General features: G+C 59.7%; 21 protein-coding genes. 11 read left to right on the top strand and 10 right to left on the bottom strand.

Features of this window, described 5'->3' with window-relative positions; translation table 11 throughout:
* Positions 1–2: 2 nt before the first annotated feature.
* Positions 3–1,853 carry a sigma-54-dependent Fis family transcriptional regulator gene (locus tag AC07NR_RS22390; protein ID WP_495079490.1) on the bottom strand — a complete coding sequence of 617 codons (1,851 nt, stop codon included), beginning with the start codon at positions 1,851–1,853 and terminating at the stop codon, positions 3–5.
* Positions 1,854–2,102: 249 nt separating this feature from the next.
* Here AC07NR_RS22390 and AC07NR_RS22385 point away from each other — a divergent pair, with 249 nt between their 5' ends.
* The 6 genes from AC07NR_RS22385 to AC07NR_RS22360 are packed head-to-tail and all read left to right on the top strand — an operon-like array spanning position 2,103 to position 8,052.
* The gene (locus AC07NR_RS22385) at positions 2,103–3,197 is read left to right on the top strand and encodes an ABC transporter ATP-binding protein (RefSeq protein WP_192552013.1); all 1,095 of its coding nucleotides are present in this window, start codon (positions 2,103–2,105) and stop codon (positions 3,195–3,197) included.
* Positions 3,197–4,306 carry an ABC transporter ATP-binding protein gene (locus AC07NR_RS22380; protein ID WP_495079489.1) on the top strand — a complete coding sequence of 370 codons (1,110 nt, stop codon included), beginning with the start codon at positions 3,197–3,199 and terminating at the stop codon, positions 4,304–4,306. Before AC07NR_RS22385 ends, AC07NR_RS22380 begins: the two co-directional genes overlap by 1 nt.
* Positions 4,303–5,169, top strand: coding sequence for a carbohydrate ABC transporter permease (locus tag AC07NR_RS22375; RefSeq protein ID WP_085712412.1), 867 nt, complete (start codon positions 4,303–4,305; stop codon positions 5,167–5,169). The genes AC07NR_RS22380 and AC07NR_RS22375 overlap by 4 nt, the downstream gene beginning before the upstream one ends.
* A gap of 9 nt (positions 5,170–5,178) precedes the next feature.
* A complete protein-coding gene (locus AC07NR_RS22370; protein ID WP_119428986.1) occupies positions 5,179–5,979 on the top strand; it encodes a carbohydrate ABC transporter permease in 801 nt (266 codons plus the stop codon).
* Between the two features lie 10 nt (positions 5,980–5,989).
* Positions 5,990–6,262 (top strand): DUF2160 domain-containing protein, encoded by a 273-nt coding sequence (locus AC07NR_RS22365; protein ID WP_039767461.1) that lies wholly within the window; start codon positions 5,990–5,992, stop codon positions 6,260–6,262.
* A gap of 47 nt (positions 6,263–6,309) precedes the next feature.
* A complete protein-coding gene (locus AC07NR_RS22360) occupies positions 6,310–8,052 on the top strand; it encodes an ABC transporter substrate-binding protein (protein ID WP_495079488.1) in 1,743 nt (580 codons plus the stop codon).
* 43 nt (positions 8,053–8,095) lie between these two features.
* Here AC07NR_RS22360 and AC07NR_RS22355 read toward each other — a convergent pair whose 3' ends face one another.
* The 6 genes from AC07NR_RS22355 to AC07NR_RS22330 all read right to left on the bottom strand — a co-directional run bounded on the left by AC07NR_RS22355 (position 8,096) and on the right by AC07NR_RS22330 (position 13,779).
* Entirely contained in the window at positions 8,096–8,974 is an 879-nt protein-coding gene (locus AC07NR_RS22355; protein WP_495079487.1) for an alpha/beta fold hydrolase, read from the bottom strand.
* Complete coding sequence (locus tag AC07NR_RS22350; protein WP_495079486.1) at positions 8,971–9,921, bottom strand: class I SAM-dependent methyltransferase; 951 nt, start codon at positions 9,919–9,921, stop codon at positions 8,971–8,973. The genes AC07NR_RS22355 and AC07NR_RS22350 overlap by 4 nt, the downstream gene beginning before the upstream one ends.
* Entirely contained in the window at positions 9,918–11,141 is a 1,224-nt protein-coding gene (locus tag AC07NR_RS22345; RefSeq protein WP_495079485.1) for a YcaO-like family protein, read from the bottom strand. Before AC07NR_RS22345 ends, AC07NR_RS22350 begins: the two co-directional genes overlap by 4 nt.
* A gap of 50 nt (positions 11,142–11,191) precedes the next feature.
* Entirely contained in the window at positions 11,192–11,320 is a 129-nt protein-coding gene (locus AC07NR_RS22340) for a hypothetical protein (RefSeq protein WP_256576931.1), read from the bottom strand.
* Positions 11,321–11,704: 384 nt separating this feature from the next.
* Positions 11,705–13,108, bottom strand: coding sequence for a heavy metal sensor histidine kinase (locus AC07NR_RS22335; RefSeq protein ID WP_495079484.1), 1,404 nt, complete (start codon positions 13,106–13,108; stop codon positions 11,705–11,707).
* Entirely contained in the window at positions 13,105–13,779 is a 675-nt protein-coding gene (locus AC07NR_RS22330) for a heavy metal response regulator transcription factor (protein ID WP_085745970.1), read from the bottom strand. Before AC07NR_RS22330 ends, AC07NR_RS22335 begins: the two co-directional genes overlap by 4 nt.
* A gap of 410 nt (positions 13,780–14,189) precedes the next feature.
* On the opposite strand from AC07NR_RS22330, the gene AC07NR_RS22325 reads away from it, so the two are divergent.
* The 5 genes from AC07NR_RS22325 (at position 14,190) to AC07NR_RS22305 (ending at position 20,594) form a co-directional block, all read left to right on the top strand.
* Positions 14,190–15,437: a TolC family protein gene (locus tag AC07NR_RS22325; protein ID WP_495079483.1), complete on the top strand. Its 1,248-nt coding sequence runs from the start codon at positions 14,190–14,192 to the stop codon at positions 15,435–15,437.
* Between the two features lie 49 nt (positions 15,438–15,486).
* Positions 15,487–16,680 carry an efflux RND transporter periplasmic adaptor subunit gene (locus tag AC07NR_RS22320; RefSeq protein ID WP_423203821.1) on the top strand — a complete coding sequence of 398 codons (1,194 nt, stop codon included), beginning with the start codon at positions 15,487–15,489 and terminating at the stop codon, positions 16,678–16,680.
* A gap of 15 nt (positions 16,681–16,695) precedes the next feature.
* Positions 16,696–19,848 (top strand): efflux RND transporter permease subunit, encoded by a 3,153-nt coding sequence (locus AC07NR_RS22315; protein WP_495079482.1) that lies wholly within the window; start codon positions 16,696–16,698, stop codon positions 19,846–19,848.
* 133 nt (positions 19,849–19,981) lie between these two features.
* The gene (locus tag AC07NR_RS22310; protein WP_248743191.1) at positions 19,982–20,182 is read left to right on the top strand and encodes a co-regulatory protein PtrA N-terminal domain-containing protein; all 201 of its coding nucleotides are present in this window, start codon (positions 19,982–19,984) and stop codon (positions 20,180–20,182) included.
* Positions 20,183–20,261: 79 nt separating this feature from the next.
* Complete coding sequence (locus tag AC07NR_RS22305) at positions 20,262–20,594, top strand: DUF2790 domain-containing protein (protein ID WP_248743190.1); 333 nt, start codon at positions 20,262–20,264, stop codon at positions 20,592–20,594.
* A 150-nt stretch (positions 20,595–20,744) separates the two neighbouring features.
* On the opposite strand, the gene AC07NR_RS22300 is transcribed toward AC07NR_RS22305, so the two are convergent.
* The 3 genes from AC07NR_RS22300 to nuoN form a co-directional block, all read right to left on the bottom strand.
* Complete coding sequence (locus tag AC07NR_RS22300; protein ID WP_495079481.1) at positions 20,745–22,070, bottom strand: OprD family porin; 1,326 nt, start codon at positions 22,068–22,070, stop codon at positions 20,745–20,747.
* Between the two features lie 213 nt (positions 22,071–22,283).
* On the bottom strand, positions 22,284–22,469 hold the full coding sequence (locus AC07NR_RS22295) for a hypothetical protein (RefSeq protein WP_432217116.1): 186 nt from the start codon (positions 22,467–22,469) through the stop codon (positions 22,284–22,286).
* Positions 22,470–23,120: 651 nt separating this feature from the next.
* A complete protein-coding gene (nuoN, locus tag AC07NR_RS22290) occupies positions 23,121–24,584 on the bottom strand; it encodes an NADH-quinone oxidoreductase subunit NuoN (protein ID WP_102622478.1) in 1,464 nt (487 codons plus the stop codon).

Raw genomic sequence — 24,584 nt, 5'->3', positions numbered from 1 at the left:
AGTCAGCCTTCAGCCTGGCGCAAGCGTTTATAAAGGGTATTGCGGCTCACCCCCAACCGCCGCGCCAGATGAGAAATATTGCCCCCGGCCGCCTGCAGTTCCCGATTCAACGCCTCACTGTCGTTCAGATCGATCCCCAACGGTTCTGGTGTTTCAAGCGGCTCCATCTCCAGATCGACAAAAAAATCATCCGGCAGATGCTCAGGCCTTACCGGTTGTTCTTCGGCCATGGCCAGCGCGACCTGCATCACGCTGCTGACCTGACGCAGATTGCCCGGCCATGGATGCCGGTCGAACAATTCCAATACTTCGCGACTCAATCCCGCCCATTGCGTGGGTTCGCGATGTTGTTCCCACAAGCGCTTGAACAACGCTTGTTTGTCACTGCGTTCGCGCAGCGGTGGCAGTTCCAGGGTCAGGCCGCCGATGCGGTAGTACAAATCCTCGCGAAAGCGCCCCAGTTGCACCTGTTCGCGCAACGAACGGTTGGTGGCGGAGATGATCCGCAGATCCACCGGGAACAACTCGCTGCTGCCCACCGGTTGCACGCAACGCTCCTGCAACACCCGCAGCAGGCGGGCCTGGGTCGGCAGCGGCATGTCGCCAATTTCGTCGAGGAACAACGTGCCTTTGTCGGCCTTGCGGATCAGGCCGATGCTGCCTTTCTGGTTGGCGCCGGTGAACGCGCCTTTCTCGTAGCCGAACAGCTCGGACTCCACCAGTTCGGCGGGGATCGCTGCGCAGTTCACGGCGATGAACGCCTGTTTGCTGCGGGAGCTGGCCTGATGCAGGGCTTTGACGAACACTTCCTTGCCGACCCCGGTTTCACCGTGAATCAACAGCGGAATATCTTTCTCCAGCAGGCGTTCGGCCTGACGCACGGCTTTTTCCACGCGGCTGTCGCCGAAGTGCAGGGTGCTCAGGCTGATTCCCGTCGGTGCGGCGACTTTCGGTTCGGTGGGTCCGGTTTCCGCAAACACTCGTGCTTGAATCGGTGCCTGCTTGGGCCGTTTCAACAGACACTGGAATCGATTGCGCCCCGACGTCTGCAAGGAAAACGGCAAGCCGTCCGGCTGATTCAGCAACTCCAGCAACGACACCTTGAACAGACTCTCGACACTCACCCGCGAAAGCCGCACACCCAGCAGATTGTCGGCCCGGCGGTTGGCCGACAGCACCTGACCGCTCTCATCGAAAATCAGCAGTCCTGCCCATTGGCTGTCGAGGTTGTTCAACCCGGTGTTAAAGGTCAGTTGAAAATGCTGGCCGTGGAACAGGTTGAGGATCAGCCGGTTCTCAACGGTCTGGCTCATCATCTTGACCATGCCGAGGGTGTGCGAGGGCGGCAGGTAGCTGTCGCTGGACACATCAAGCACCGCGATGACCTTGCGTTCGGCGTTGAAAATCGGCGCGGCGGAACCGGTCATGAAGCGGTTGGCCTTGAGGAAATGCTCGTCGTGCTCGATGTGCACCGCCTGCTCGCAAGCCAGCGCCGTGCCGATGGCATTGGTGCCGCTGGCGTGTTCCATCCAGCTTGCCCCGGCCTGAAAACCCCGCGCCAGATTTGGCTCGATGAAGCGCTGGGTGCCCCAGGATGTCAGCACCTGGCCTTGATTGTCGGCCAGCATGATCAGGCAGTTGGAATTGCTCAGGATGTTCTCGTAGTACGGCAGCACTTCCTGATGGGTGGTCTGCACCAGCGAGTGGTGACTGTCGAGCAGCTGCGCGATACCGGAGGCGGGCAACTGGTCGAACGCCGGAGCACTTTGATGCTTGAGACCGAAGGCGCGGCAACGGGACCAGGAGTCCTGGACGATGGCTTCGTGGGAAAGCGGCGGGGCAGGTGCGGACATGGCAGTCAGCCTCTGAAAGCAGCGTTTTTATTATTGTTATGAGGCCCGTCGGGACCTGAAAAGCATCGATAGAGTGTTGTTCACTATTGTTCATTGTCAATCGTTGAACTGTTCAAATGTGTTCAGCAATGAAGGTGGTTTGCCCGCGTTTTCGGCGATTTTCGCGGCGAATCAACGGCTTGGGATTTCTGGCACGAATGTCGCTCTGTTGCACACGTCGCTTGACTCCAATAATAAAAAGGCCGAGCCATGTCACTCACCCTGGAGCACGTCAGCCGCACCGTCGAGGGCCAGACCTGGATCGACGATGCGAACCTGAAATTCGAAGCCGGATCCTTCAACGTCCTGCTCGGGCGCACGCTGTCCGGCAAGACCAGCCTCATGCGCCTGATGGCCGGTCTGGACAAGCCCGACAGCGGCCGCATCCTGATGAACGGCGTCGACGTCACCCAGCGCCCGGTGCGTTTGCGCAACGTGTCGATGGTCTATCAGCAGTTCATCAATTACCCGACCATGACGGTGTTCGAAAACATCGCCTCGCCGCTGCGTCAGGCCGGGATCTCCAACGAGCAGATTCAGAGCAAGGTGCAGGAAACCGCAAAGATGCTGCGCATCGAGAAGTTCCTGAAGCGCTATCCGCTGGAGCTCTCCGGCGGCCAGCAACAGCGCACCGCCATGGCCCGGGCGCTGGTCAAGGATGCTGAACTGATCCTGTTCGATGAACCGCTGGTCAACCTCGACTACAAACTGCGCGAAGAACTGCGCCAGGAAATGCGCGAGCTGTTCAAGGCGCGCCACACCATCGCCATCTACGCCACCACCGAGCCCAACGAAGCGCTGGCCTTGGGCGGCACCACCACCATTCTTCACGAAGGCCGGGTGATCCAGAGCGGTCCGTCGACCGAGGTCTATCACCAGCCGCAAACGGTGCTGGCCGCCGAATTGTTCTCTGAGCCGCCGATCAACCTGATGCCGGGGCGCATCGCCGGCAACGAAGTGAGTTTCGCCAACTTCGTGCACTTCCCGTTGAACGTCGATCTGCGCCCGGTGGGCGAGGGCGAATTCCGTTTTGGCGTGCGCCCCAGCCATATCTCGCTGGTGCCGAGCAACGACGACGATCTCGAACTGGCGGTGACCGTCGAGGTGGCGGAGATCAGCGGTTCGGAAACCTTCCTCCACGTGCGCAACGAGCACTTCCTGCTGGTGCTGCATCTGCCGGGTGTTCACGAATACGACGTCGATGCGCCGATCCGCATCTATATCCCGACCCATAAACTGTTTGTGTTCGATGCGCAGGGCCGTCTGGTGCAGGCGCCGGGCCGGCGTGTCGCGAGGGTTGCCTGATGGCCGAAATCCGTTTGCAGCACCTTGCCCACAGCTACAGCAAAAGCCCGGGCGGGCCGGAAGACTACGCCATCCGCGAGATGGACCACATCTGGGAGCAGGGCGGCGCCTATGCCTTGCTCGGGCCGTCGGGTTGCGGCAAGTCGACCTTGCTCAACATCATTTCCGGCCTGCTCAGCCCGTCTCAGGGCCACGTGCTGTTCGACGGCAAAGCGGTCAACGACCTGACCCCGGAGAAGCGCAACATCGCCCAGGTTTTCCAGTTTCCGGTGGTGTACGACACCATGACCGTGTTCGACAACCTGGCCTTCCCGCTGCGCAATCAGGGCATGGCCGAGGCCAAAGTCCACAGCAAAGTCCAGGAAATCGCCGAAGTCCTCGACCTGCAAAACCTGCTGAGCAAAAAGGCGCGCAACCTCACCGCCGATGAAAAACAGAAAGTCTCCATGGGCCGTGGGCTGGTGCGCGACGACGTCTCGGCGATCCTCTTCGATGAGCCGTTGACGGTGATCGACCCGCACCTGAAATGGAAGCTGCGGCGCAAGCTCAAGCAGATCCACGAGCAGTTCAACATCACCATGGTCTACGTCACCCACGATCAACTGGAGGCCTCGACCTTCGCCGACAAGATCGCGGTGATGTATGGCGGCCAGATCGTCCAGTTCGGCACACCCCGGGAGTTGTTCGAGCGCCCGAGCCACACCTTTGTCGGCTACTTCATCGGCAGCCCAGGGATGAATCTGATCGAGGTGCAGCCGCAACTGGGCGGGGTGGGTTTCAACTCGACCCATCTGCCGCTTTCCGACGCCTTGCAGCGCCATATCGAACACGGCCAATGGAAAAACCTGAAGGTCGGCATCCGCCCCGAGTTCATTCATGTGTGGGATGAGCCGTTTGACGACGCGATGCAGGCGCGGGTCGTACACGTCGAAGACCTCGGCACCTACAAGATCATGACCCTGGATCTGGACGGCGCACCGCTGAAAGTGCGCCTGGCCGAAGACAAACCGGTGCCCCAGGGCACGGCGTACATCAGCTTTCCGGCGCAGTGGCTGATGGTCTACGCCGATGAATTCCTGCTCGAAGCCAGCGAAGAGGTGCAGCCATGAACAAGGTGCAGAACAACAAGGCCTGGTGGCTGGTGTTGCCGGTGTTCCTGCTGGTGGCCTTCAGTGCGGTGATCCCGATGATGACCGTGGTCAATTACTCGGTGCAGGACATTTTCGATCAGTCCAGCCGCTACTTCGTTGGCGCCGACTGGTACAAGCAGGTGCTGCTCGATCCACGGTTGCACGACTCGTTGTTGCGCCAGTTCATCTATTCGGCGTGCGTGCTGCTGATCGAAATTCCGTTGGGAATTGCCATTGCGCTGACCATGCCGACCAAGGGCCGCTGGTCATCGGTGGTGCTGATCGTGCTGGCGATTCCGCTGCTGATTCCATGGAACGTGGTCGGCACCATCTGGCAGATCTTCGGTCGCGCCGACATTGGCTTGATGGGATCGAGCCTCAATGCGATGGGCATCAGCTACAACTACGCGGCCAACACCATGGACGCCTGGGTCACGGTGCTGGTGATGGACGTGTGGCACTGGACGTCGCTGGTGGCGCTGCTGTGTTTCTCCGGGCTGCGGGCGATTCCCGATGTGTATTACCAGGCGGCGCGGATCGACCGGGCTTCGGCCTGGGCGGTGTTCCGTCATATTCAACTGCCCAAGCTGAAAAGCGTGCTGCTGATCGCGGTGATGTTGCGCTTCATGGACAGCTTCATGATCTACACCGAGCCGTTCGTGCTCACCGGCGGCGGGCCGGGCAATGCCACGACCTTCTTGAGTCAGACGTTGACCCAGATGGCCGTAGGCCAATTCGACCTGGGGCCGGCGGCGGCGTTTTCGCTGGTGTACTTCCTGATCATCCTGCTGGTGTCCTGGCTGTTCTATACCGCCATGACCCACAGCGATGCCAACCGTTGAGGCCCGGCCATGAGCAAGAGAAAAGTGATCCCGCTGCTGCTCTACATCCTGTTCCTGCTGGTGCCGATCTACTGGTTGCTGAACATGTCGTTCAAGAGCAACACCGAAATCCTCGGGGGCCTGACGCTGTTTCCCCAGGATTTCACGCTGCACAACTACAAGGTGATCTTTACCGATCCGAGCTGGTACACCGGTTATCTCAACTCGCTGTACTACGTGAGCCTGAACACGGTGATTTCCCTGAGCGTGGCATTGCCGGCGGCTTACGCGTTTTCTCGTTATCGCTTTCTCGGCGACAAGCACCTGTTCTTCTGGCTGCTGACCAACCGCATGGCGCCGCCGGCGGTGTTCCTGCTGCCGTTCTTCCAGCTGTATTCGTCGATTGGCCTGTTCGACACCCACATCGCGGTGGCGCTGGCGCACTGCCTGTTCAACGTGCCGCTGGCGGTGTGGATTCTTGAAGGGTTCATGTCCGGTGTGCCCAAGGAAATCGATGAAACCGCCTACATCGACGGCTACAGCTTTCCCAAGTTCTTCGTGAAGATTTTCATCCCGCTGATCGGCTCCGGGATCGGGGTGACGGCGTTTTTCTGCTTCATGTTTTCCTGGGTCGAACTGCTGCTGGCGCGCACGCTGACGTCGGTGAATGCCAAGCCGATCGCGGCGGTGATGACGCGCACGGTGTCGGCCTCCGGCATCGACTGGGGCGTGCTGGCAGCGGCAGGGGTGTTGACCATCCTGCCGGGCATGCTGGTGATCTGGTTTGTTCGCAACCACGTGGCCAAGGGCTTTGCCCTGGGCCGGGTCTGAGGAACTGATGATGGAATGGATGAGCTGGACCGTCCCGACGGCGGCGTTTTTCATCGTGATTGGCTTGATCCTGGTGGGCATGACCACCTGGGAGCTGCGCTCGCCGAGCATCCTGCGGCGAGGGTTTCTGCCGATTGCCACCACCCGTGGCGATCGCTTGTTCATCGGTCTTCTCGGCAGCGCCTACCTGCATCTGCTGGTGATCGGCGTAACCGACTGGAGCATCTGGGTGGCGTCCGCGTTGTCCCTGGTGTGGCTGTTGGCTGTGATGCGTTGGGGCTAGTCGAATCGCTCGGCAATGTTGCTCCAGAACTTAAACAGGAGGTCTCTATGTTCGACAAAAACAATAAGCTGCGACATAGCATTTCATTGGCAGCCATGCTGGCACTCAGCGGTTTGAGCGCATCCGCCTGGGCCGATGCCTACGAGGACGCGGCAAAAAAATGGATCGGCGCCGAGTTCAAGCCGTCGACCCTGACACCGGAGCAGCAACTTGAAGAGTTGAAGTGGTTCATCAAGGCCGCCGAGCCGTTTCGCGGGATGGACATCAAGGTCGTCTCGGAAACCCTGACCACCCACGAATATGAATCCAAGGTGCTGGCCAAGGCCTTCAGCGAAATCACCGGGATCAAGCTGACCCACGACCTGCTGCAGGAAGGCGATGTCGTGGAAAAAATGCAGACGGTGATGCAGTCGGACAAGAACATCTACGACGGCTGGGTCAACGACTCGGACCTGATCGGTACGCACTTTCGCTATGGCAAGACCGAATCGATCACCGACCTGATGGCCAACGAAGGCAAGAACTTCACCTCACCGACCCTCGATATCAAGGACTTCATCGGCATTTCCTTCACCACTGCGCCGGACGGCAAGATTTATCAATTGCCTGACCAGCAATTCGCCAACTTGTACTGGTTTCGCGCCGACTGGTTCGAACGCGCCGACCTGAAAGCCAAGTTCAAGGAAAAGTACGGCTATGAACTGGGCGTGCCGGTGAACTGGTCCGCCTATGAAGACATCGCCAAATTCTTCAGCGAAGACGTCAAGGAAATCGACGGCAAGCGTATTTACGGGCACATGGACTACGGCAAGAAAGACCCGTCGCTGGGCTGGCGTTTCACCGATGCCTGGTTCTCCATGGCCGGGGGCGGCGACAAGGGCCTGCCCAACGGCTTGCCGGTGGATGAATGGGGCATCCGCGTCGAGGACTGCCATCCGGTGGGCTCCAGCGTGACCCGTGGCGGCGACACGAATGGCCCGGCCGCGGTGTTCGCCACGACCAAGTATGTGGACTGGCTCAAGGCCTACGCGCCATCGGAGGCGGCAGGCATGACCTTCTCCGAGTCCGGCCCGGTGCCGTCCCAGGGCAACATTGCCCAGCAGATCTTCTGGTACACCGCGTTCACCGCTGACATGACCAAACCGGGCCTGCCGGTGGTCAACGCCGACGGCACGCCGAAATGGCGGATGGCGCCGTCGCCACGCGGACCGTATTGGGAAGAGGGCATGAAGCTGGGTTATCAGGACGTGGGTTCCTGGACCTTCATGAAGTCCACGCCTGAGAAACAGAAACTAGCGGCCTGGCTGTACGCACAGTTCGTGACCTCGAAAACCGTGTCGCTGAAGAAAACCATCGTCGGCCTGACGCCAATCCGCGAGTCGGACATCAACTCGCAAGCCATGACCGACCTGGCACCGAAACTCGGTGGCCTGGTCGAGTTCTACCGCAGCCCGGCGCGGGTGCAATGGACGCCGACCGGCACCAACGTGCCGGACTACCCACGTCTGGCACAACTCTGGTGGAGCCACATCGCCGAAGCCGCCAGTGGCGACAAGACCCCGCAACAGGCGCTCGACGGCCTGGCCAAGGATCAGGACGCGATCATGACCCGTCTGGAACGCTCCAAGGCCCAGGCCACCTGCGCGCCGAAAATGAATCCCGAGCGCGACGCCCAATACTGGTTCGACCAACCGGGTGCACCGAAGCCGAAACTGGCGAACGAAAAACCGAAAGGCGAAACCGTGAGCTACAACGAACTGCTCAAGTCGTGGGAGGCGGCACGCAAGTAAGCGTTTGTGCGGGACAGGACGGCACCTTCGGGTGCCGTTTTTTTCAGCTCTCGATTTCACGTTTCACCGCCCGGCGCACGGTTTTGAGGATGGCGCTTTCGAAGGCGTTGTGCCCGGCGTGCAGCAAACGACAGTGAATGTTCATGCGTTGCCTGAGCCAGCGCACGCTGGCCATGCCGAAGGTATCGCGGATGCCCTGGATCAGCAGGGTGTTGTCGTCGAGGGTCAGCTTCTGGTCCCTTGGCTGGAAGAAATAGCCTTGAAGGTGGTAATGCAATTCCAGACGGATGGCGAGTACCGCTTCCTGATCGACGAAGCTCTCCAGTGCGCCGGGGCAAACCGTCTGGCCCGTGCGGCGCAGTACAGCATTCAGCCATTCGATGGCGGCAACGCGCTGTTGCAACGGGCAGCCTTCGCCGAGTATCCGGAAGATGTCCCTGGCGCGATGGCCTGACGCGGTTTGCGGCAATTGTGCCGGCCCCTCATTGAGTGCCCGGTCGTACGCCCGGACATTGGCCGCGAAAGGTACGAACACCGAAACCAGTGTGGTTTTCAGCAGGTGCTGCGGATAGCGCTGCTGGTACTGGATTGCCAGCCAACTGCCCCACGAAACACCGAGCACACTGATCTTTTCGAAGCCGAAATGCTGGCGCAGAGCGTCGATGTCTTCGACACACAGGCCTGTGGTGTTGTCGCGCAATTCGCCGTAAGGCGTCGAGCGCCCGCAACCGCGTTGGTCAAACAGGATGATGTCGAAACGGCGCAGGTCGAAGAATTCCAGGTGATGGCGGCTGATTCGCCCGCCGGGGCCTCCATGCAGGAAAAACACCGGTTCGCCTCCCGTGATCCCATGCCGTTCCCAATAGAGTTGATGACCGTCGTCGGTCGGGTAAAAGCCTCTGCCTTGCAGGGAAAATGTCATGCGCTCGCGACCTTCAGGCAATAGAACTGGAACAGTTCCGTTTGTCCCGGACGTGCCGCGACGCTGGATTCCAGTTGCAGGTTGTGAGCGGCGGCGAGCCAGACGACAGGGATCAGCACCGGGGTGTGACCGAAGACGAGGATTCTGCCGCCAGGCTTGACGCAACGAATGAGCGATTCGAATGCGGTCCGGGCTTCAGAGCGGGTCAAGACTTCGACATTGAGGAAACGCAGGATCAGTACATCGCAGCGAATTCCGGCATTGAAGGCCTCGGTCGCATCCAGCAAATGGAAATCAACGGACGTCCCGCCATGACATTGCCTGGCGTGTTCAATCATCGAGGCTGAGCGATCACTCCCCAGGCACAGGCAGTCGGGCAGGGCGCGGGCGAGGTGAGCGATGAATTCGCCCGTCGAACAGGCGGGGTCGTAGATCAACGCGCCGGTTTCGGTGATTGCCTGGAGCAGCCCCGCGCACTGTTCGCGCAGGTGTTGCTCATCGTTGTTCAATTGTTCGGCCAGTGATTCGCTGCATTGCCAGAAGTCAGCCGGACAAACCACTTCCCGTCCTGCCGCGTCAACTATCGGAAACGGGAACAGGATCTCGCTGTCAGCCAGACGTAAAGCTCGTTCAAAGGTCTGCGCCCTCTGTTCGACAGAGGCAGTCCGATAGCCGATCGACAAACCCTCATCCCCCCATAGTGAGTGGAGATGCGGACCCAGCAACATGCAGGGCTTGAGTGCGCTGCTGGACTGCCATCGAAAATGCCGGTCACGTTGCAGGCGCTTGCGGCCGACCCAGACCTCGCCATTCACCCGCAGGAAAAAAACATGATGCAGTCCGCTGCCTGGCGGTTCGAGGTAATGGCCGACGCCACCGTTCTCGTTCAGGTGTCGGGCCATGGAACTGGCCAATGCCAGTTCCCGGGAGCGATCGAGTCGGTTCATGGGGCGGCTCTCTCCAGAGTACGACCCCGGGCCTGTGGGATGACAACGTTGCCGCTGGAGACCACGAAGAACCTCTCCAGTCCGGGAATCACCACGTTGAGCAGGGTTGTGCCGAGCCCGGTTTGCTGCAGGATCGAAGCGCCCAGCCTACGGCCGTGGCTTTGCAGGTCTTGAGTCAGCAAGTGGAGTTGATCGTACACGGACATGTCCTCACTGACGCCGGGCAGCGCTACTTCGTGTTGCGGGCAGCGATGCAACAGCGTCTGCGGATCGAATTGCGCGCAGCGCAGCAGGCGCGGGAAGGGCTGCAGGTTGCGCAATGCATTGGTCAGGGACTGGTGGTATTCGGGCTCGGCGGCACTCAATTGCAACTGCACCAGTTCACTGAGCGCACGCCATGCGGCGTGACGTGGGTCGAGTGAACAGCCACTGCCGTAAACCTGTGGATGAGGCCCCGGTTTCGTCGTGAAGGCCAGAAAGGTTCGTGCCTTGAACTCACTGCTGATATCCACCAGCACGATTTCTCCGCCGATTTCCTGTTCGGCATCGGCCCACAGACGACCGAGGTCATCGCCGTCACTCGGGCGGGCCACCCGTCGCAGAGGCGGGTGGTTTTCGTAATAGAAATGATTGAGCAGAAACAGCGACACGGCATCGCGCTCGATGCATTCGTTGGCGGCGTGCAACATCGCTTCGCTGTAAGTGGCGCCAATGGCGGTGCCGCTGTTGCTGGCGTAGCGTCGCACCATGCGGCAGTCGGCCGTGTCCGGTGAAGAAGGCTGAAGTGAGCCGTTGGGAGAAGTCAGCGCAACCGGATAGGAAAAACGGTCATGCCACGGCGGACAGACGTAGGTCCTGCAGGGGATGCGCACATTCTGCTGACAGGTGAGCCTGTGCAGAAGCGAGTCATCGGCAAAGATCGGCGAGTCTTTGAAATAGCGCTCCGTCTCGTGGTGAACATCGGTCGCAAAGCGTTCATCCGTCCAATAATGTTCGAGGGCTTCATACAGCGCCCCCAGGTGTGCCTGATCCGTATAACCCTTGCCACCGCCACGGGCATGACGATTGTCGCTGCCGTGAAGACTCGCCTGAACGGCGACCACCTTGCTGCCGAGTGTGCGGGTTACCGGCGTGAGGCCGAGGCGTGAAAGCTCGATCTGAATACGTCGCTCTGCCTGATCGGCCGTCAGCTCACGCTCGGCCATCCGTGTCTTGTCCATGAGTACCTTCCTGGAAAGCCCGCGAGGGCGCGCGGCCCTCGCGGGTCTTGTCACTCGGCGTTCAGTTCCGCCTGTTCTTCTTCGGTCAGTTGCAGTGCTTCGATCTGCTCGGCCGAAGGGGTTTCCTGTTCGTCGAGTTCATCGATCTGGTTGGCGTTCCAGCTGCCCATGTAGCCCATGAGGTTTCTCCTTGGTTGTTGTTTGAGTGTGCTGTTGCAAGCACGAGCCGAATCTAAGAGGGCAGTGACGAGGGGGTCAAAAATATCCAGACGTTTCCGTTCGCGGTTTTTACCTGCGCCGAAATACGTACTGATAAATCTTGAATAGGCGCGTCAGGATCAACGCAAAGGCTTGTTTTGGAGGGGCGGGAGCGGCGTGCAAGAAGGAGAGCGAAACGATCAGGAACCAATCGTCTGCGAAGTTTTTCCCTGTCCTTGTCAGACGCTTCATCGTGAGACTGACGCAAAATCGCACTGAAGGATTTGCATGGAGGTATGGCGCACTTGTGCGGTGATTTTTCTGACGAAGATTGAGAAAACACCGCACAAATTTGTTGGAAGGGTTTAGTGCCTTTCCGCAAAAACAGGGAACACCAGACTGAAAACCGTCGTCCCCGGACGGCTCTGCACCTGCGCGGTGCCTGAATGCAGGCTCATGATCGAGCGCACGATGGCCAGCCCCAGACCGGTGCTGCCCTGTGAGCGGGCGCGGCTGCTGTCGACCCGGTAAAAACGGTCGAACAGATACGGCAGGTGCTGCGCTTCGATACCCGCGCCGGGATTGCTTACCCGCAGAACCACTTGTGTTGGCGCCTGCTCGATGAACAGCGAAACGGTTTTGCCGGCCGGGCAATGGCGCAGGGCATTGGACAGCAGGTTCGATATCGCCCGCTGGATCATCAAACGGTCGCCCGACACCCGGGCGCTGCCGACCACCTTCAGATGGATCTGCTTGTCCTGCGCCGACAGGGAAAACAGGTCGGCCACCCTGAACGCCTCATCTTCCAGTGCAATCGGTTCGAACGACGCGTGCGCCATCGGCTGACTGGCCTGGGCCAGAAACAGCATGTCCGAGACAATCCGCGCGATGCGCTCCAGTTCCTCAGTGCACGACACCAACACGTCCTTGTAGTCCTCGACCGTACGCTTGCGCGAGAGCGTGACCTGCGCCTTGCCCATCAGGTTGTTGATCGGCGTACGCAGTTCGTGGGCCAGATCATCGGAGAACTGCGACAACTGCTGCACGCCGCTGTCCAGGCGATCGAGCATGACGTTGATGCCTTGTGCCAGTTCGCTCAGTTCCTGAGGCATGTTCAGCACCGACAACCGGTGGTCGAGGTCCTGGGTGGTCACCCGGGCCGCCACCTTGCGAAACTCGCGCAGCGGCGCCAGTCCGCGCTGCACCGCGCCCCAGGCGGTCAGGCCGATGAACACCAGCAGCAACGGCAAGGCCATCAGCGTCGAGCGCAAATAGGCGCTGAGCAGGGCCTGATCGTGAGCATTGTCCATCGACAACAACACCGGCACGTTGCTGCCGTCCTTCAGACGAATCAGCTTCGAGGCGGTGAGAAATTTCGCACCTTCGGCATCGATGCTGTCGGTGTACGACAACTGATCGGTCGTTGCCCGCACCGCTTTCAATTCAATCCGTGGGTCCGTCAATCCTGTTCCGGACTTGAGCAATGGCGAGCGCAAATTGCCCCGGTCATAAATCGTCAGCGTCAGGTTGTCATGCCCCATGACCTGATCGAGCAGAATGTGCGGCTTGCCGCTGACTTCATTGGCATCGACGTACAGCGACAGGCTGTGTTCCACCTGCGCCATCTTCTTTTCCAGGCTGTCACGGGACAACGCGTTCAGTTCATGGGTCAGGGCGAAATACGCGAGGATCGCCAGAAACACCACCAGCAGCGCGCCAAGAATGCTGACGGTCAGCCCCAGTCGCAGCGACAGGCTGGCCGGCTTCATTCCCGTGCCTCCAGCACATAGCCGACACCGCGCAGGGTGTGGATCAGCTTGCTGTCGAACGGGTCATCGATCTTCGCCCGCAAGCGGCGGATCGAGACCTCGACCACGTTGGTGTCGCAGTCGAAATTCATGTCCCACACCAGCGAGATGATCTGGGTGCGGGTCAGCACTTCACCGGACTGGCGCATCAGCAGGTGCAGCAGGGCGAATTCCTTGGTGGTCAGGTCGATGCGCTGCGAGCCACGAAACGCCCGGTGACGGCCCGGGTCAAGTTCCAGATCAGCGACCTTGAGTACCTGCGGCACCGGGATGTTTTCGCTGCGACGCATCAGGGTGCGCACCCGGGCCAGCAGTTCGGGGAACTCGAACGGTTTGACCAGATAGTCGTCGGCGCCCAGATCCAGCCCCCGGATCTTGTCCGCCAGGCGACCGCGTGCGGTGAGCATCATCACCCGGGTGGAGTGAGTACGACGCAGTTGTTCAAGCACGCTCCAGCCGTCGAGTTCCGGCAGATTCACATCCAGAATGATCAGGTCATAAACCTGTTGTTGCGCCAGATGCAATCCATCGGCGCCATTCACGGCGTGGTCAACGATATAACCACTTTCGGTCAGTCCCTGATGCAAGTATTCGGCAGCTTTAAGCTCGTCCTCGACGACAAGGATTCGCATGATCTTTCACCACTTTTATTCAATGGATATTTAATTAAGGTGGCCAGGAAAGTTGTTGTTTTTGTAAGGTCTTCCGGACGGTTTCTGTTGCTGGATGGCGTGCAAGGTAAAGGCTGTAGTGGCTACAGAGTCAACGTGTAAGCCCTTTAAACCGGCTGTCCGCGACAGCCTGTCGCAGCAAGTGAGCGGTTTTTTTCATGACTTCGATTTCGGCAAGTGCTGTTCGGCAGATAACTAACGTGTATTTGTTTCCATGTGTTGCTACAACGCCATTCGAATCCGGAATCCTAGAGCAAAACAACTTCGATAAACCGTGGATAACGGATTTGTAATTTTCCAGTCACCTTGTCGATAAGTTCAAAACCCTACCGTGGCGCAATCAAAGATTCTTGATTAAAGGAAGTCTTCCATTGCCCGGTTTAATAGAACGGACGGCGCGCTCACGCCTGAAAAAAATCGCCAGCGGCCTCTTGTTGCTGGCCTGTACAAGCCTTGCCAGTGCATCGACCCTGACCCTGGATCAGGCCCTGCAAACCGCCTTCGCCGGTAACCCGGATCTGGCCGCTGCGCAGTGGGAAATCGGCATTGCCGAAGGTGACCGCAAACAGGCAGGCCTGATCCCCAACCCCGAGGTTTCGTGGGAGGCCGAAGACACTCGGCGCCAGTCGCGCACCACCACGGTGATGCTCAGTCAGCCGATCGAGCTGGGCGGCAAGCGTGGCGCGCGGATTGATGTGGCGAGCCGTGCGCAGGATGCCGCCGGCCTCGAACTGGAGCGCAAGCGCAATGCGTTGCGCGCCGATGTCATTCAAGCGTTCAACGGTGCGCAAACTGCGCAGCAACGTTTGCAACTGAGCCGTCAGTCGCTGCAATTGGCCGAACACGGCTTGCGTGTGGCCAAAGGGCGGATCGAGGCGGGCAAGTCATCGCCGGTGGAAGGCACGCGGGCGCAAGTGCAGCTCTCTGAAGTGCGCCTGGAGCTGAGTCGCGCCGAGCGCGATCAGGCCAATGCGTACCAGCAACTGGCGCAGGTCATGGGTGCACCGTTGCCGACATCGACCACGGTGCAAAGCGCTGCTCAAGGCCTGCCAAGCTTCCCACCGCCGACCCGTTTGCTTGAGCGTCTGAACGAAACGGCGGAGCTGCGCCTGGCCAGGTTGCAGATCGATCAACGCGAGGCGTCGCTGGGGCTGGAAAAGTCCCAGCGGATTCCCGATCTCACCGTCAGCATCGGCAGTCAGTACAGCGAAACCGAGCGCGAGCGGGTCAACGTGGTCGGGTTGTCGATGCCGATTCCGCTGTTCAACCGCAATCAGGGCAACGTACTGGCGGCGGCGCGGCGTGCCGACCAGGCACGGGACCTGCGCAACGCCACTGAGCTGCGTCTGCGCACGGAAATCCAGACCACCCTTGAGCAATGGCAGACCGCCAACGGTGAAATCCAGGCGTTCAATCAAACCATCCTTCCCGCCGCGCAAAGTGCGGTCGACAGCGCCACTCGCGGTTTCGAAATGGGCAAGTTCGGCTTCCTCGACGTACTCGACGCTCAGCGCACATTGATCGCCGCTCGCAGCCAATACATCCAGGCGGTGAGCGAGGCCACCGACGCCCGGGTCCGCATCGAACGCATTTTCGGAGACCTCGGCGTCAGCCGTTGAATTTCAATTTTCTGATCACTGCGCGACGGCACGGCGCAGAGGAGTTTCCATGGATAAAAAACTGATCGTGGTCGCTGCGGCGACCTTGACGTTGGGCATTGGTATCGGCTCGATGTGGGCGGGCAACTCGGGCATCGATGCGCATGCCGATGAAGCCTCCGAGCACGCGGATCACGCAGAAGAGGGCGCTGCCGCCGAAGGCGAGCATGGCGAAGAAGGGCACATCGAATTGACGGCCGAGCAGATCACGGCGGCGGGGATTCAAGTGGCTGAAGCGAAGGCGCAGCGCATCAATCTTGGCTTGCCGTTCCCCGGCGAAGTGCGTTTCGACGAAGACCGCACCGCCCATGTGGTGCCGCGTGTACCGGGGGTGGTCGAGTCGGTGTCGGTCAATCTCGGGCAGTCGGTGAAGAAAGGTCAATTGCTGGCCGTGATCGCCAGTCAGCAGATTTCCGATCAGCGCAGCGAACAGGCGGCCGCACAACGCCGGCTGGCCCTGGCGCGCACGACGTTCGAACGCGAGAAGAAGCTGTGGCAGGACAAGATCTCCGCCGAACAGGATTTTCTCCAGGCACGTCAGGCCCTGGAAGAAGCCGAGATCGCCGTGAGCAACGCCCGGCAAAAGATCAGCGTGCTCAGCGGCAGCGTGGTTGCCACTGGTGGTAATCGCTATGAACTGCGCGCGCCGTTCGACGGTGTGGTGGTGGAAAAACACCTGACGCCGGGGGAAGTGGTCGATGAAACCACGGCGGCGTTCACGCTCTCGGACTTGTCGCGGGTTTGGGTCACCTTCGGCGTTTCGCCAAAAGATCTCAACAAGGTGCAAGTGGGTAAACCCGTCACCGTCAGCGCGGCGGAATTGAACGCTGAAGTGACCGGTACCGTGGCATACGTCGGCAGCCTGCTCGGCGAACAGACCCGCACCGCGACCGTGCGCGTCACCCTGGAAAACCCGCAAGGCTCATGGCGCCCCGGGCTGTTTGTCACCGCGCTGGTTGCGACCGACAGCCGTCAGGCCAAGGTCGCCGTACCGGAAACCGCGATCCAGACCGTCGAGGACAAACCCACGGTATTCGTGCGCACCGACGACGGCTTCAAGGCGCAAGCGGTGGAGCTGGGCAGTCGCGCGGCGGGGCAGGTGGAAGTCACCGCCGGGCTGGAACCGGGCGTGCAAGTCGCCAGCGCCGGCAGCTTCGTCCTCAAATCGGAGCTGGGCAAAGCCTCGGCCGAGCACAGTCATTAATCGCGGAAGACTCCCATGTTCGAACGCCTGATCCAGTTTGCCATCGAGCAGCGCATCATCGTGCTGCTCGCCGTTCTGCTCATGGCCGGCCTCGGCATCGCCAGTTACCAGAAACTGCCGATCGACGCCGTGCCCGATATCACCAACGTCCAGGTGCAGATCAACACCGGCGCGGCCGGGTTCTCGCCGCTGGAAACCGAACAGCGCATCACTTTTCCGATTGAAACCGCAATGGCCGGCCTGCCGGCGCTGGAGCAGACCCGCTCGCTGTCGCGCTCGGGGTTGTCCCAGGTCACGGTGATCTTCAAGGACGGCACCGACCTGTTCTTTGCCCGGCAACTGGTCAACGAGCGCCTCCAGTCCGCCAAGGAGCAATTGCCCGAGGGCGTGGAAGCGGTGATGGGGCCGATCTCCACCGGGCTCGGCGAGATCTTTTTATGGACGGTCGAGACCAGGGAGGGCGCGCTGAAAGATGACGGCACACCCTACACACCGACCGATCTGCGGGTGATCCAGGACTGGATCATCAAGCCGCAACTGCGCAACGTCCCCGGCGTGGCCGAGATCAACACCATCGGCGGCTTTGCCAAGGAGTACCAGATTGCGCCCGATCCGAAAAAACTCGCGGCCTACAAGCTGACCCTCACCGATCTGGTGACGGCGCTGGAGCGCAACAACGCCAACGTCGGCGCCGGTTACATTGAGCGCAGCGGCGAGCAATTGCTGATTCGCGCACCCGGTCAGGTGGCGAGCACCGAGGACATCGCCAACATCGTCATGGCCAACGTCGACGGCACACCGATCCGGATCAAGAACGTTGCCACCGTGGATATCGGCCGCGAGCTGCGCTCTGGCGCCGCCACGGAAAATGGCCGGGAAGTGGTGCTGGGTACGGTGTTCATGCTGATCGGCGAAAACAGCCGTACGGTCTCCCAGGCCGTCGCCGCCAAGCTCGAACAGATCAACAAATCCTTGCCCGCTGGCGTGATCGCGGTGCCGGTGTACGACCGCACGCATCTGGTCGACAAGGCCATCGCCACGGTGAAGAAGAACCTCGTCGAAGGCGCGATTCTGGTCATCGCGATTCTGTTTCTATTCCTCGGCAACATCCGCGCTGCGCTGATCACCGCGATGGTGATTCCGCTGTCGATGCTGTTCACCTTCACCGGGATGTCCAGCAATAAGGTCAGCGCCAACCTGATGAGCCTTGGTGCGCTGGACTTCGGCATCATCGTCGACGGCGCGGTGGTGATCGTCGAAAACACCCTGCGACGGCTGGCCCATGCGCAGCAGCATCACGGGCGGCTGCTGACCCGGTCCGAGCGTTTCCATGAAGTGTTTGCAGCGGCGAAAGAGGCGCGGCGACCGCTGATTTTCGGCCAGTTGATCATCATGGTCGTGTACCTGCCGATCTTCGCCCTGAGCGGCGTCGAGGGGAAAATGTTCCATCCGATGGCGTTCACCGTGGTCATCGCGTTGCTTGGCGCCATGCTCTTGTCTGTCACCTTTGTGCCTGCCGCGATTGCGCTGTTCGTCACCGGCAAGGTCAAGGAAGAAGAGGGCGTGGTGATGCGCGGTGCGCGTCGCGTTTATGCACCGGCGCTGAACTGGGTGATGTCGCACCGTGCTGTGGCGGTCGGCGCGGCGTTGGGTGTGATCGTGCTCAGTGGCGTGGTCACCAGCCGCATGGGCAGCGAGTTTGTGCCGAGTCTCAGCGAAGGCGATTTTGCCTTGCAGGCGTTGCGTGTGCCGGGCACCAGCCTGACGCAATCGGTGGACATGCAGCAGCGGCTGGAAACGTTGATCCTCAAAAAAGTCCCGGAAGTCGAGCGTGTATTCGCCCGCACCGGCACGGCGGAAATCGCCTCCGACCCGATGCCGCCAAACATCTCCGACAGCTACGTGATGCTCAAGCCCAAGGACCAATGGCCGGACCCAGGCAAGTCCCGCGAAACCCTGATGGCCGAACTGCAGCAAGCCGCGGCAACGCTGCCGGGCAGCAACTATGAACTGTCGCAGCCGATTCAGTTGCGTTTCAACGAGCTGATCTCCGGCGTACGCAGCGATGTGGCGGTCAAGGTGTTCGGCGATGACATGGACGTGCTCAACGTCACGGCGGCGAAGATCGCCGCCGCCATGCAGAAGGTCAACGGCGCATCCGAGGTCAAGATCGAGCAAACCACCGGGCTGCCGGTGTTGACCATCAACATTGATCGCGACAAGGCGGCGCGTTACGGGCTCAACGTCGGCGATGTGCAGGACACCATTGCCGTGGCTGTCGGCGGGCAGAAGGCCGGGACGATGTATGAAGGTGACCGCCGATTCGACATGGTGGTGCGTTTGTCCGACGCGATGCGCAAGGACATCGAAGGGCTGTCGGCGCTGCTGATTCCGGTGCCGGCGGCGGGTGGTGATGCCGTCAGTCAGATCGGTTTCATTGCGCTCAAGGATGTCGCCAGCCTCGATCTGGTGCTGGGGCCGAATCAGGTCAGCCGCGAGAACGGCAAGCGCCTGGTGATCGTCAGCGCCAACGTGCGTGGGCGGGATATCGGCTCTTTTGTCGCCGAGGCGGGCGAAGTGATCGAGCGCGACGTGCAGGTGCCGGCGGGTTACTGGACCACCTGGGGCGGGCAGTTCGAGCAGCTGCAATCGGCGGCCAAGCGCTTGCAGATCGTGGTGCCGGTGGCGTTGCTGCTGGTGTTCGGGTTGCTGTTCATGATGTTCAACAACCTCAAGGACGGTTTGCTAGTGTTTACCGGGATTCCGTTTGCGTTGACCGGTGGGGTCATGGCGTTGTGGCTGCGGGACATTCCGCTGTCGATTTCCGCGGGTGTCGGGTTTATCGCATTGTCCGGTGTGGCGGTGCTCAATGGCCTGGTGATGATTGCGTTCATCCGCAATCTGCGGGAGGAAGGGCGTTCGCTGTCCGAGGCGATCAATGTCGGCGCGCTGACACGGTTGCGACCGGTGTTGATGACCGCGCTGGTGGCGTCCCTGGGCTTCATTCCGATGGCCCTGGCGACCGGTACCGGGGCCGAGGTGCAACGACCGCTGGCCACAGTGGTGATCGGCGGGATCCTGTCCTCGACCATTCTCACGCTGCTGATTCTGCCGGCGCTTTATCAGATTGCGCATCGCCGGGACGAGGAGTCACCCACGGCAGCCTAGTCACTTTTTGCTTAACAAAAGGCCCGCAACTGCGGGCCTTTCTACATAACGGATATGTAATTTCGGCGCCACCGTCACGAAAGGTTCGGATTGTTACCTTGATCCCGTCAGTTACTTAAATGAGGAATCAACCATGAAACCTGTACAGATCGGTGCGTTTTTGTTGGCGTTGGCGGTGTCTTCCCTGGCGATGGCCGAAGGTGGCGGCGACCGCACTTTCGACCGGATGATGACCAACAATGACCGCTCCATGGAGCTGTTCGTTGCCAAGGAAAAGGCCCGGGATCCCGTTGTCGTGAACGACAAGAAGGCCGAACAGACCCAAGACCTGTAAGCGTGCCGCCAGTGAATGAGCCCGTCATCGCGCTTCGATGGTGGGCTTTTTTATGAGTCGTGTTTTGAAGGAGCTGGATATGAAATTTCTAAAGTGGTTGGCATTCACCGGTGTCATGGCGATGTCCTTGAATGCGTTGGCCGAAGGCGGTGGCGACAGAACGTTTGACCGGGCGCTCAGCGCCAATGCCCAGGCCATGGAGCAGTACGCGGCGGCCCAGGGCAAAGCTGCGCCGGTGGTCAAGGAATATACGTACGGAATGAAGCTGGATGTGAAGAAAGTGGTGAGCGTTGTCCGGCCGAAAAATGAATGCGCGGTGGTGCCGGCTGCGATGACTTATGAAGATTCCAAAGGGCAACTCAACACCGTCACGTACAGCGTGATGGGCACCTGCCGTCAGCAGGGTGGATAGTACCTGTAGCGGCACAAATGCCCGGTTCATGTTCAGTGAGTCGGGCTTTTTTTCAGACATAAAAAAGGCGCCCCGAAGGACGCCAAAAAATTCACCTCTTACCAAAGGAGCAAGGAGCTTCTAAAGGTGAATGTGTGTTGCTCGTGAAACTCAGAGAATCGCCAGCGGGTATTCGACAATCACCCGTACTTCATCCAGATCCGACTCGAACGCCGTGGCACGGGTGGTGGCCTGGCGCAGACGCAGTGACAGGTCTTTCATCGAACCGCTCTGCACCACGTATTTGACTTCGATATCACGCTCCCAGCGCTTCTGGTCAGTCAGCGGATTGCCTTCGGCATCGCGGCGCATGTACACGGCGTTGGCGTTGGAATAATCGGCATCGGTGCCACGGGCATAACGGGTCATGAACGACAGGCCCGGCACGCCGTAAGTGGTCATGTCGAGGTCGTAGCGCACCATCCACGAACGCTCTTTGGGTGAGTTGAAGTCGCTGTACTGGATCGAGTTGTCGAGGAAGATCGAGTCGGACTGGCGCAGGTAATCGAAATCATCGTTACCGTTGTTGCGCTGATGGGAAAGGGCGACGGAATGCGCGCCGAGTTTCACGCCGACCCGGCCGCTCCAGATGTTGTTGTTGAATTTACCGAGCAGTTGTTTGCCTTCATCGACCGCCTTGTAATAGTTCAGGCCACCGAACAACGACAGGTCATCCGACAGCGGATACGTCCAGGCGGTGCCGGCGTAATACTGGTTCCAGGCATCTTTCAGGCGACTGGAGTACAGGCTGAAACTGAGGTTTTTGTTCAGCGCATAATCGCCACCGCCGTAGGCGATCCAGGGCGAGTTGACCGGACCAGCATAGAAGGTTGCAAAGTTCTCGCGCATGTCGCTGGACACCGGCTGGCTCATCGCATGCAACCGGCCACCCTGGATCGACAGCCCCTCGATGCTGGTGTTGGTCGCCGTCACACCGCGAAAGCTTTCCGGCAGCAGTCGTGAATCACCCGCTGCAACTACCGGGTTGGCCGGGAACACATCGCCGATTTTCACCACCGTATCGAAGGCACGCACTTTGGCCGCACCACCGACCTTGGTGTATTCGTCCCGCGCTTTACCGTCGCTGTCGACCGGCAACACATCGAACGAACTGCGGCCACCGTTGCGGCCGTCACCGGTGTCGAGTTTCAGGCCGATCATCGCGAAAGCATCCACCCCGACCCCGACGGTGCCCTGGGTGAAACCGGATTCGAACTTGCTGATGACCGCATGGGCCCAGGCTTCGGAATAACCATTGCCGGTAGGGCTGGACTGGCCGTTGCGGTGATCACGATTGAAATAGAAGTTGCGGTTGAGCACCGTCAGGCTGCTGCCTTCGATAAACCCTTCGGGTTTGTCTTCTGCAAACACCGTGGACGGCCCGGCGCCGACAACCACTGCTAAAGCGGCCATCGATATTTTTGTGTTGTTAACCATCAATCACTCCTGAGTTCGGCAGAACGGGAACGTGCTTCGGCGTGGGTTTTATTGTTCGACGGGCAAGGGCCCGCCGGGAGAGTCGCCGGGTGACATCGTTGCAGGCTGCGGATAACGCCAAGGTGATCGGGGAATTACAATTTCGTTAGGTGGATGCGGGCAAAACTCACCACAGGGTGGGTCTGATCGTTCCATGTATGCAGATGTGTGTTTCTACCTTTCAAAGGTATCCAGCAAATCCTCTGGCAGAGAGGTGTCGATGTCATTGGGTAGTGTGAGTTTGCCCTTCATGGTTCCGATCCGTTGTGCGCGCGTTTTTTTCAAGGTGACTTTGCCTTTACGTTCTTCGGCTAATGCTTCGAGGCCGTCCATCAACTCTGAAAAAATATCTCGCTTCATGGTTCGCGATCTCCTCTTGAAAGTTGATCTTCGAATTTACTGGAAAAAGGTTCCTTTCGAATGTCATACATTGCCCAGTGAATTGCAGGAAAACTCCTAAGGAGAGTGTGGCGTTTACGATTAAGGGATCGCTACCTTCGTCAACTCCTACAAAAAACTCAGCCGCCCAGATGCAGGATTCAGCCGATGCCAGAGACTTTTGAAGTGAAACCGCAGAAAAAAACAACGGCATCCGAAGATGCCGTTGTTTTGAGTGATAAATATTGGTCGAATGGCTTCGATTGATGGTCACCTGTTATCTAACGCTATTTCCTTTCTATTGATAACTCTCTCGTTGACAACACGGCGTACCACTGGTGCAGAAGGCTTTTTTGGTGGTGTCGGTCTAGTCAGATTTTCTGGTTTGGACGGGCCGTTGGTCGCTTTCATTTCTGATTCCTATTGGGACCACCGTTAACATCGTCGTACGTCTTTCTGGATGGTGGAGCAGACGGTTTTACAGGTGCTTGGGGCAGGGTTTTGTGTTCGCTCAATGCTGGTTTATTAGGTTCGCTCAATTTTTCCGCCCCTCTTTCAAGAACTATATTCCCCAAACGCAAAAACGGCACCCGAAGGTGCCGTTTCTGTTTGTAGCCCATTCCAGCAGAGCAATCAGCCCGCCAGACCCGCCTGCTGAACCAGGGTCAGCAACGGTTGTGGGTAGACGCCGAGGAAGAACGCAACCAGGGCGATTGCCAGCAGCATTACGCCGCCTGCCTTCTGTTCCCAGTGCAGCTGGGCGTCGTGGCGGCGCAGGTTCGGTTCGATCAGGTACAGGGTGACCATCACGCGCAGGTAGTAGAACACGCCGATGGCGCTGCCCAGTACCAGCGAACCGACCAGCCACCATTGGTGCGACTCGACACCGGTGGCGATGATGTAGAACTTGCCGATGAAGCCAGCGGTCAGCGGGATACCGGCCAGGGACAGCATCATCACGGTCAGTACGGCGGTCAGGTACGGACGGCGCCAGAACAGGCCGCGATACTCGTACAGCGCGTCTGCGTCACGGCCGTTGTACGGCGAGGACATCAGGGTGATCACGCCGAAGGCGCCGAGGCTGGTGATCACGTAGGTGACCAGATACACGCCGATGGCTTCCACCGCCAGACCCTTGCTCGCCACCAGCGCGATCAGCAGGTAGCCGAAGTGCGCGATGGAGGAGTAACCGAGCAGACGCTTGAGGTTGCTCTGGGTCAGGGCCAGCAGGTTACCGAACAGGATCGAGGCGATGGCGATGATGGTCAGGACGTTGCTCAGAACACCACTGCTTGCGGCAGGGGAGATCTGGAACAGACGAACCATTACCGCGAACACAGCCACTTTCGACGCGGTGGCGAGGAACGCGGCCACCGGTGCCGGAGCACCTTCGTACACGTCCGGCGTCCACAGGTGGAACGGTACCAGCGACAGCTTGAACGCCAGACCGATCAGCATCATGCCCAGGCCCAGTTGCGCCAGCGAGCTTGGCAGGTTGGTGGTGGCCAGTGCCTGACCGATACCCACGAAGCTCAGCGAACCAGAGTCTGCGTACAGCAGCGCCATACCGAACAGCAGGAACGCGGAACCGGCGGCCGACAGCACCATGTACTTGATGCCGGCTTCCAGCGAACGCTTGTTGAAGAAGGCGTAGGCCACCAGACCGTAGACCGGCACCGACAGCAGTTCCAGACCGATGAACAATCCGGCCAGGTGCTGCGCGCTGACCAGAACCAGGCCACCGGCGGCGGCCATCAGGATCAGCAGGTACAGTTCTTCACGGTTGCCCGGGTAACCCGAACCGCCATCACCGAGGTAGGCGTGGGCAAGGGTGACACAGGCGAGGGTGGCGACCAGGATCAGCGCCATGTACAGGCAGGCAAAGGTGTCGATCTGCAGCAATGGAGTCACGGCCAGAGGCGCGACTTTCAGGGCCGGCAGGATCGACAGCAAGGCCAGGTTCAGACCCGCCACCGAAATCAGGAAGGTCTGCGAGTGGTTGCGGCGCCAGGCGATTGCCAGCATCACCACGATAATGGTGAGGCTGGTGATCAACAGTGGCGCTAGCGCAATAAAGTGTTGAATCGTGAATTCCAT

Source organism: Pseudomonas sp. GW821-FHT09C09 (genome assembly GCF_059418105.1).
Note: the sequence above shows the minus strand (reverse complement) of the source record. Positions and strands in the feature narration are given on the sequence as shown.

Bases quoted from the DNA above. Each gene is read 5' to 3' on its own strand.
- AC07NR_RS22390 (WP_495079490.1), bottom strand. From the start codon at position 1,853: ATGTCCGCACCTGCCCCGCCGCTTTCCCACGAAGCCATCGTCCAGGAC.
- AC07NR_RS22385 (WP_192552013.1), top strand. From the start codon at position 2,103: ATGTCACTCACCCTGGAGCACGTCAGCCGCACCGTCGAGGGCCAGACC.
- AC07NR_RS22380 (WP_495079489.1), top strand. From the start codon at position 3,197: ATGGCCGAAATCCGTTTGCAGCACCTTGCCCACAGCTACAGCAAAAGC.
- AC07NR_RS22375 (WP_085712412.1), top strand. From the start codon at position 4,303: ATGAACAAGGTGCAGAACAACAAGGCCTGGTGGCTGGTGTTGCCGGTG.
- AC07NR_RS22370 (WP_119428986.1), top strand. From the start codon at position 5,179: ATGAGCAAGAGAAAAGTGATCCCGCTGCTGCTCTACATCCTGTTCCTG.
- AC07NR_RS22365 (WP_039767461.1), top strand. From the start codon at position 5,990: ATGGAATGGATGAGCTGGACCGTCCCGACGGCGGCGTTTTTCATCGTG.
- AC07NR_RS22360 (WP_495079488.1), top strand. From the start codon at position 6,310: ATGTTCGACAAAAACAATAAGCTGCGACATAGCATTTCATTGGCAGCC.
- AC07NR_RS22355 (WP_495079487.1), bottom strand. From the start codon at position 8,974: ATGACATTTTCCCTGCAAGGCAGAGGCTTTTACCCGACCGACGACGGT.
- AC07NR_RS22350 (WP_495079486.1), bottom strand. From the start codon at position 9,921: ATGAACCGACTCGATCGCTCCCGGGAACTGGCATTGGCCAGTTCCATG.
- AC07NR_RS22345 (WP_495079485.1), bottom strand. From the start codon at position 11,141: ATGGACAAGACACGGATGGCCGAGCGTGAGCTGACGGCCGATCAGGCA.
- AC07NR_RS22340 (WP_256576931.1), bottom strand. From the start codon at position 11,320: ATGGGCTACATGGGCAGCTGGAACGCCAACCAGATCGATGAACTCGAC.
- AC07NR_RS22335 (WP_495079484.1), bottom strand. From the start codon at position 13,108: ATGAAGCCGGCCAGCCTGTCGCTGCGACTGGGGCTGACCGTCAGCATT.
- AC07NR_RS22330 (WP_085745970.1), bottom strand. From the start codon at position 13,779: ATGCGAATCCTTGTCGTCGAGGACGAGCTTAAAGCTGCCGAATACTTG.
- AC07NR_RS22320 (WP_423203821.1), top strand. From the start codon at position 15,487: ATGGATAAAAAACTGATCGTGGTCGCTGCGGCGACCTTGACGTTGGGC.
- AC07NR_RS22315 (WP_495079482.1), top strand. From the start codon at position 16,696: ATGTTCGAACGCCTGATCCAGTTTGCCATCGAGCAGCGCATCATCGTG.
- AC07NR_RS22310 (WP_248743191.1), top strand. From the start codon at position 19,982: ATGAAACCTGTACAGATCGGTGCGTTTTTGTTGGCGTTGGCGGTGTCT.
- AC07NR_RS22305 (WP_248743190.1), top strand. From the start codon at position 20,262: ATGAAATTTCTAAAGTGGTTGGCATTCACCGGTGTCATGGCGATGTCC.
- AC07NR_RS22300 (WP_495079481.1), bottom strand. From the start codon at position 22,070: ATGGTTAACAACACAAAAATATCGATGGCCGCTTTAGCAGTGGTTGTC.
- AC07NR_RS22295 (WP_432217116.1), bottom strand. From the start codon at position 22,469: ATGAAGCGAGATATTTTTTCAGAGTTGATGGACGGCCTCGAAGCATTA.
- nuoN (WP_102622478.1), bottom strand. From the start codon at position 24,584: ATGGAATTCACGATTCAACACTTTATTGCGCTAGCGCCACTGTTGATC.